We start from the raw sequence: 7,818 nt of genomic DNA on the forward strand, positions 1-7,818 counted from the left end.
CATCTGCGGCATACGGAAAACGTCAGACGAAAATGCCGCGCCCCCCAGGCTAGAACCTGGGGGGCGCGGCATCCATTCCGGGCCTGGTGGGGCCTCCGGGAGCCGGATCAGCTCTCGGGGCGGTCCTCCGGGGCCGGCTCGGTCACCGGGGTGGGCTCCACAGCGGTGGACTTCGCCGTGGAGATCGCCGGAGTCGCGCCGTTGGCGCCGTTCGTCAGTGCGAGCTCCCTGGGGGAGAGCACCGGCGGACGGGTGGACGGCGTGCGCCGCGAGGAACCGGTCCACGCGGGCCGGGCCGGACGCTTGACGATGGCGGAGAAGACCTCGGCGATCTGCTCCTTGTTCAGCGTCTCCTTCTCCAGCAGCTGAAGCACCAGCTGGTCGAGGACGTCGCGGTTCTCGACCAGGATCTCCCAGGCCTCGTTGTGCGCCGTCTCGATGAGCTTCTTGACCTCTTCGTCGACCAGCGCGGCGACCTCTTCCGAGTAGTCACGCGGGTGCGACATCTCGCGGCCGAGGAACGGCTCGGTGTTGTCGCCACCGAACTTGATGGCGCCGAGACGCTCGGTCATGCCGTACTGCGTGACCATCGCACGGGCCGTCGCGGTGGCCTTCTCGATGTCGTTCGCGGCGCCCGTCGTCGGGTCGTGGAAGACCAGTTCCTCGGCAGCGCGGCCGCCCAGCATGTAGGCCAGCTGGTCGAGCATCTCGTTGCGCGTGGTCGAGTACTTGTCCTCGTCCGGCAGGACCATCGTGTAGCCGAGGGCCCGTCCGCGCGACAGGATCGTGATCTTGTGGACCGGGTCGGAGTTCGGGGAGGCCGCCGCGACCAGGGCGTGTCCGCCCTCGTGGTACGCGGTGATCTTCTTTTCCTTGTCCGACATGATCCGGGTCCGCTTCTGCGGGCCCGCCACGACGCGGTCGATGGCCTCGTCCAGCGAGTGGTTGTCGATGAGCTTCTTGTCGCTGCGCGCCGTGAGGAGCGCCGCTTCGTTCAGCACGTTCGACAGGTCCGCGCCGGTGAAGCCCGGGGTACGGCGGGCGACGGCCGACAGGTCGACGTCCGGGGCGACCGGCTTGCCCTTCTGGTGAACCTTGAGGATCTCCAGACGGCCCTGCATGTCCGGGCGGTCGACCGCGATCTGGCGGTCGAAGCGGCCGGGACGCAGCAGCGCGGGGTCGAGGATGTCGGGACGGTTCGTGGCGGCGATGAGGATCACGCCGCCCTTCACGTCGAAGCCGTCCATCTCGACGAGCAGCTGGTTCAGCGTCTGCTCGCGCTCGTCGTGACCGCCGCCGAGGCCGGCGCCGCGATGACGGCCGACCGCGTCGATCTCGTCGACGAAGACGATCGCCGGGGCGTTCGCCTTGGCCTGCTCGAAGAGGTCACGGACCCGGGAGGCACCGACACCGACGAACATCTCGACGAAGTCGGAACCGGAGATCGAGTAGAAGGGAACGCCCGCCTCGCCGGCCACGGCGCGCGCGAGGAGCGTCTTGCCGGTACCGGGCGGGCCGTACAGGAGCACGCCCTTGGGGATCTTGGCGCCGACGGCCTGGAACTTCGCCGGTTCCTGGAGGAACTCCTTGATCTCGTGGAGTTCCTCGACGGCCTCGTCCGAGCCCGCGACGTCGGCGAAGGTCGTCTTCGGGGTGTCCTTGGTGATGAGCTTGGCCTTGGACTTCCCGAAGTTCATGACTCGGGAGCCGCCGCCCTGCATCTGGTTCATCAGGAACAGGAAGACGACCACGATGAGGACGAAGGGGAGCAGGGACAGCAGGATCCCGACGAAGGCGTTCTGCTTCGTCGGCGAGACTGTGTATCCGTCCGGGATCTGCTTGTCCTGGTACTTGGTCTGCAGCGTGTTGGCAATGGTCACGCCCTGGTCGCCGATATAGCTCGCCTGGATCTTCGAGCTGTCCTTGACCTTTACGCCGTCCTTGAGCGTGACCTTGATGGTCTGCTCGTCACCGGTGGTGAGCTTGGCCGACTCGACCTTGTTGTCGTTGATCGCTGCAATGACCTGGCCGGTGTCCACCGTCTTGTAGCCGCCGGACGAGCCGACGACCTGCATCAACACGACCACGGCAAGGACGGCCAGCACGATCCACATGACCGGCCCACGGAAGTATCGCTTCACGTCCATCCATACGGAGCGGTGTCGCCCCGTCCCTCCTGCCATAGTGAGTTTGATAAGACAGTTCTTCTGACGGTACCCCAGCTTTGTCGCGCGGAGCCGCACGGGACGGCTGGCGCACCCGTCTGCTTGCTCCAACGGCGAAAAGCCCGCCGGGGTTCCCGATCTTCGTACGGAGCTTGGGCCCTTCGGGTCTCAGCCGCCGTAGACGTGGGGCGCGAGCGTACCGACGAACGGGAGGTTGCGGTACTTCTCGGCGTAGTCGAGGCCGTAGCCCACGACGAACTCGTTGGGGATGTCGAAGCCGACCCACTCGACGTCGATGGCGACCTTGGCGGCCTCGGGCTTGCGCAGCAGCGTGCACACCTTGAGGGTGGCGGGCTCGCGCGAGCCGAGGTTGGAGATCAGCCAGGACAGCGTCAGACCGGAGTCGATGATGTCCTCGACGATCAGCACGTGACGGCCCTTGATGTCCGTGTCCAGGTCCTTGAGGATCCGTACGACACCGGAGGACTGGGTGCCCGCGCCGTAGGACGACACGGCCATCCAGTCCATGGTGACGGGGGTGGACAGGCATCGGGCGAGGTCGGCCATGACCATCACGGCGCCCTTGAGGACACCGACGATGAGCAGGTCCTTGCCCGCGTACTCCGCATCGATCTTCGCGGCCAGCTCGACCAGCTTCGCGTCGATCTCTTCCTTGGTGATGAGCACCTCTTTGAGGTCGGTGCCCATGTCTTTCGCGTCCACCCGCATCACTTTCGGTTGTCCCAGCGGCCACCGGGACCGCCCACGACCACGTAAGCGGTCCTGCTGGAGGGCCCGGATTTCAGCCTTGCCGAATCACCAGTCTGCCACCCTGGCGCTGGGCGACGACTTTGCCGGGGAGATTGATGACCCCCTGGCCGCGCCAACCGGTGATCAGCCGGTCGACCTCCTCGATGTGCCGGGCGAAGAGGGAACCGGCCGGAGCGCCCGCCTCGATGGCGGCGCGGCGCAGGATCCGACGGCGTACGGCGGGCGGCAGGGCGTAGAGCTTGGCGCACTCCAGAAGCCCGGCCGCGTCCCGTACGGAGGACTCGGCCTGGCCCGCCCAGGCGTCGAGGGCGTCGGCGTCGTCACGGGAGAGCTGGGCCGTACGGGCGAGGGCCTCGACGACACCCTTGCCGAGGGCCTTCTCCAGGGCGGGCAGCCCCTCGTGGCGCAGCCGGGAGCGGGTGTAGGCCGGGTCGGCGTTGTGCGGGTCGTCCCAGACCGGCAGGGACTGGACCATGCAGGCCTTGCGGGCGGTCTGCCGGTCGAGCTGGAGGAAGGGGCGGCGGTAGCGGCGGGCGGCCCCCGGGCCCCCGGAGACGGCCGCCATCCCGGACAGCGAGCGGATGCCGGAGCCGCGGGCGAGGCCGAGCAGGACGGTTTCGGCCTGGTCGTCGCGGGTGTGGCCGAGCAGGACCGCGGCGGCGCCGTGGCGGACGGCGGCGGCGTCGAGGGCGGCGTATCGCGCGTCGCGGGCGGCGGCCTCGGGCCCGCCTTCGCGGCCGACGGTCACGGCCGCGGCCTCCACCGGATCGAGGCCGAGTTCACGCAGGCGCAGGACGACTTCGCCGGCGCGTAGATCGGAGCCGGGCTGGAGACCGTGGTCGACGGTGACACCGCCGGCCCGGATGCCGAGCCGGGGCGCCTCGAAGGCGAGGGCGGAGGCGAGCGCCATGGAGTCGGCGCCACCGGAGCACGCCACGAGCACGAGCGGCGGTGCCGGTCGCTCGTGGGAGCCCGCTTCGGGGGTGGGGTGGTCGTTGAGGATGTCGTGGAGTACGCGGCGGACCGCCAGGCGTATCGCCGCGACCGCAGGATGGGGACCCACTGTCCGGTTCCCTTCATGAAGTTTTCGGGTGTGAACCCGAGGTTCGGTCACGCAGAGTGTGTAGATGGTGACAGAACCGGGGCGTTCCCCGAGCATTGCACGCCTGCCGAGGCCTCACGGTCCCTCGGACGGGTGATTGAAGGGGCGTTCGCCTGCCGTCGGCCGGATTCGTTCACCGCCGTTCTGGCGGGTTCATGACTCGGCCTTGCGGTGCACTCGCGCGACCCAGTCCGCCGGCTTGGCGATCTCGGCCTTGGTCGGAAGTGTGTTCGGGGAGGTCCATACGCGGTTGAAGCCGTCCATGCCGACCTGGTCGACGACGCCCCGCACGAAGCGCTCGCCGTCCCGGTACTGCTTGAGCTTTGCGTCCAGGCCCAGCAACTTGCGCAGGGCGATGTCCAGTCGGGAGGCGCCCTTGGCGCGGCGCTGCTGGAACTTCTCGCGGATCTCGGCGACGGACGCCACGACTTCCGGGCCCACTCCGTCCATGACGAAGTCGGCGTGTCCCTCCAGGAGGGACATCACGGCGGTGAGGCGGGCGAGGATCTCCCGCTGGGCCGGCGTCTGCACCAGTTCGACCAGGGAACGGCCGCCGTCGTCCTCCTCGCCCTCGGGTCGGCCGCCGGAGAGGGACTGGGCCGCTTCCCTGACCCGCTCCAGGAACGTCATGGGGTCGACGTCGGTCTCGCCCAAGAACGACTGGATTTCACCCTCGAGGTGGTCCCGCAGCCAGGGCACGGCCGAGAACTGGGTGCGGTGCGTCTCCTCGTGGAGGCACACCCACAGCCGGAAGTCATGGGGTTCCACGTCGAGTTCGCGTTCCACGTGGACGATGTTCGGCGCCACGAGCAGCAGTCGGCCGCCGCCGTTGGCCCCGGCGGGGAGCGCACGGGTGGCGGGGGCGAAGGTCTCGTACTGGCCGAGGACGCGCGAGGACAGGAAGGAGAGCAGCATGCCGAGTTCGACGCCGGTGACCTTGCCGCCGACGGCGCCGAGGACCGCGCCGCCCGGGGTGTTGCCGCGCCGTTCCTGCATCTTGTCGAGGAGGGGCTTGAGGATCTCCCGGAAGCCCGCCACGTTCGCCGCCACCCAGCCCGGGCGGTCGACGACGAGGACCGGGGTGTCGTGGATGTCCTCGGTGCCCATACGAGTGAAGCCCCGGACGTGTCCCTCCGAGGCTTTGGCGTGTCGGCGCAGTTCCGCGACGACGGCTCGCGCCTCGTCACGGCTGACCTCGGGTCCCGGCCGCACGAGCCGGGTCGCGGTCGCCACCGCGAGATTCCAGTCGACCATCCCCGAAGAAGCAGCGCCACCGTTGCTCGTCATGCGTCAACCGTACGTGAGCGCCGCCGTTGGGGGCAGGCCGCGGGAGACCGGTCAGGGAGATGTCAGGGTCGGCGCCGGGGGTGGCTCGGGGGTGCCGAGCCACCGCCCCTCAGCGACAGCCGCACCCCGCCAGCGCCGTGGCCGCCCGGTCCAGCGCCGCCTGGGCCGCCGCCGGGTCGGTCGTGTCGGCGGCCAGGAGGGCGAACGCGAGGAGGCGGCCGTCCTGGTCGACGACCGTGCCGGCGAGGGTGTTCACGCCGGTCAGGGTGCCGGTCTTGGCGCGGACGACGCCGGCCGCGCCCTCGGTGTAGCGGCTGGTGAGGGTGCCGGTGAAGCCGGCGACGGGGAGGCCGGTGAGGACGGGGCGCAGGTCGGGGCGGCCGGCGTCGCCTGCCTTGACCAGGAGGGCGGTCAGGAGGTTCGCCGTGAGCCGGTCCTCGCGGTCGAGGCCGCTGCCGTCCTTGATCCGGACGCCGGTCAACGGCAGTCCGAGCTTCTTCAGTTGCGCCCGGACGGCCTTGCCGGCGCCGTCGAAGTCGGCGCGGACACCGGTCGCGACGGCGGTCTGGCGGGCGAGGGCCTCGGCGATGTCGTTGTCGCTGTTGGTCAGCATCCGTTCGACCAGGACGGACAGCGGGGGCGAGGAGACGGTGGCGAGGGTCTGCGCGCGCGTGGTGGCCTTGGAGAGCCCGGGGGCCGAGGTCTTGATGCCGGCGGCCTTCAGGAACGCGGCGAACTTGCGGGTCGCGTCGGCCGCCGGGTCGCTCACCCGGGCCGTCGGGCCGCTGGTGGAGTCGTCGGTGCGGCCCTCGTCGACGGACAGGGCGGTGACCGGCGCGAGGTTGGGGTTGACCCCGATGGGGTGAACCTGGGAGCCGGCGAACAGCGTCGTGTCGTACGAGAGCGTCACCTGGGTGAGGCCGCGCTTCTTCAGGGCGGCCGCCGTGGAGCCGGCGAGGGCCCGCAGGTCGGCCCAGCCCTCGGCGTCCGCGCGGGCCGTGAGGGTGGGGTCGCCGCCGCCGACGAGGACGACTTCCCTGGTGTCGGGTTCCAGTGCGGCGCGGGTGGTGAGGCGGTGCTCACCGCCCATCGCGGACAGCGCGGCGAGCGCGGTGGCGATCTTCGTGGTGGACGCCGGGGTCAGCGCCTCGTCGGCCCCCAAGCCGTACAGCCGCTTGCCGGTGGCCACGTCGACGACGACGGCGGTCCGCCGGGCGCCGAGGGCCGGATCGCCCAGGAGGGCACCCAGGACGCCCGTGAGGCCCGTGCCGGTCGGCAGGGCGTCCGGGGCGGACTTCACGGCGTCGGCGGCGCCGTCGAGGCCACCGAGGCCGGTGAGGACGGAGGCGGCGCTCGGTGCGGGCCGCGGTGCTCCGGCCGACGTGTCGGAGGTATCGGACGAATCGTCCGTGCGGCCGTGATCTGTGCCACCCACCTGTTCCAGGGCGACGGCCCGGTCCCGCTCCGCCGTACGCTGACCGGTGGAGTCCCAGGGGCCGACGGCCGTCACCACACCGGCGGCCAGCGCCAGCCCGGCGGTCGCCGCACCCGCGGTGTACTGCCACGACCTGGTGTTCGGACCGGCCTTCGTGATCCGCTCGAGCTGCGGCTTCGCCGCCTGTGTGAGCCGTGCGACCTGCGGCTTCGCGGCCGCCGCCACACGTGCGAGACGAGGCCGTACGATCCCTGCGGCCCGTGCCAGACGCGGTCTTACGGCGTCCGTGACCCGCACCACGTGCGGTCTCGCGGCCCGCCAAGGCCTCAGCTCTGGCACGAACACCAGCCCCTTTCGCGATCACACAGCAGCGTGAGGGACACTTAACCACCAGAACTATGTGTTGATCATGGAGGAGCCACCGGTGGAGTTCGACGTCACGATCGAGATCCCGAAGGGTTCGCGGAACAAGTACGAGGTGGACCACGAGACCGGTCGGATCCGCCTGGACCGTCGACTCTTCACCTCGACCGCCTACCCGACCGACTACGGATTCGTCGAGAACACCCTCGGCGAGGACGGTGACCCGCTGGACGCGCTGGTCATCCTGGACGAGCCGACGTTCCCGGGCTGTCTGATCCGCTGCCGCGCGATCGGCATGTTCCGGATGACGGACGAGGCCGGCGGCGACGACAAGCTGCTGTGCGTCCCGTCGACCGACCCTCGCGTGGAGCACCTGCGGGACATCCACCACGTGTCGGAGTTCGACCGCCTGGAGATCCAGCACTTCTTCGAGGTCTACAAGGACCTGGAGCCCGGCAAGTCCGTCGAGGGCGCCGACTGGGTGGGCCGCACCGACGCCGAGGCCGAGATCGAGCGGTCCTACAAGCGTTTCAAGGACCAGGGCGGCCACTGAGGTTTGTCGCCTGATGTCGCCGGAGGGGGGGGGGGGGGGGGGGGGGGGGGGGGCGGCCCGGGGGGGGGGGGGGGGGGGTGGGGGGGGGGGGGGGGGGGGGGGTGTGGGGGGGGGGGGGGGGGGGGGGGGGCGAGGGCGGGCG

6 protein-coding genes are annotated in these 7,818 nt (G+C 70.5%); 1 reads left to right on the forward strand and 5 read right to left on the reverse strand.

What is annotated here, in order from left to right; genetic code table 11:
- Positions 1–107 precede the first annotated feature (107 nt).
- From ftsH to dacB, 5 genes are all read right to left on the reverse strand, one after another.
- Complete coding sequence (ftsH, locus tag ACIRPU_RS12100; RefSeq protein WP_355708945.1) at positions 108–2,147, reverse strand: ATP-dependent zinc metalloprotease FtsH; 2,040 nt, start codon at positions 2,145–2,147, stop codon at positions 108–110.
- A 186-nt stretch (positions 2,148–2,333) separates the two neighbouring features.
- Positions 2,334–2,894 carry a hypoxanthine phosphoribosyltransferase gene (gene hpt, locus ACIRPU_RS12105; protein WP_351764826.1) on the reverse strand — a complete coding sequence of 187 codons (561 nt, stop codon included), beginning with the start codon at positions 2,892–2,894 and terminating at the stop codon, positions 2,334–2,336.
- A gap of 73 nt (positions 2,895–2,967) precedes the next feature.
- Positions 2,968–3,999: a tRNA lysidine(34) synthetase TilS gene (gene tilS / locus ACIRPU_RS12110; protein WP_385565808.1), complete on the reverse strand. Its 1,032-nt coding sequence runs from the start codon at positions 3,997–3,999 to the stop codon at positions 2,968–2,970.
- A 192-nt stretch (positions 4,000–4,191) separates the two neighbouring features.
- Complete coding sequence (locus tag ACIRPU_RS12115; protein WP_403865242.1) at positions 4,192–5,325, reverse strand: zinc-dependent metalloprotease; 1,134 nt, start codon at positions 5,323–5,325, stop codon at positions 4,192–4,194.
- Between the two features lie 109 nt (positions 5,326–5,434).
- Positions 5,435–7,060, reverse strand: coding sequence for a D-alanyl-D-alanine carboxypeptidase/D-alanyl-D-alanine-endopeptidase (gene dacB / locus ACIRPU_RS12120; RefSeq protein ID WP_403866228.1), 1,626 nt, complete (start codon positions 7,058–7,060; stop codon positions 5,435–5,437).
- A gap of 124 nt (positions 7,061–7,184) precedes the next feature.
- Between dacB and ACIRPU_RS12125 the strand changes: the two genes are divergently transcribed.
- Positions 7,185–7,676 carry an inorganic diphosphatase gene (locus ACIRPU_RS12125; RefSeq protein WP_007452023.1) on the forward strand — a complete coding sequence of 164 codons (492 nt, stop codon included), beginning with the start codon at positions 7,185–7,187 and terminating at the stop codon, positions 7,674–7,676.
- Positions 7,677–7,818: the final 142 nt, after the last annotated feature.

It is taken from the genome of Streptomyces sp. NPDC102259, assembly GCF_044766465.1.
Classification (GTDB): Bacteria; Actinomycetota; Actinomycetes; order Streptomycetales; family Streptomycetaceae; genus Streptomyces.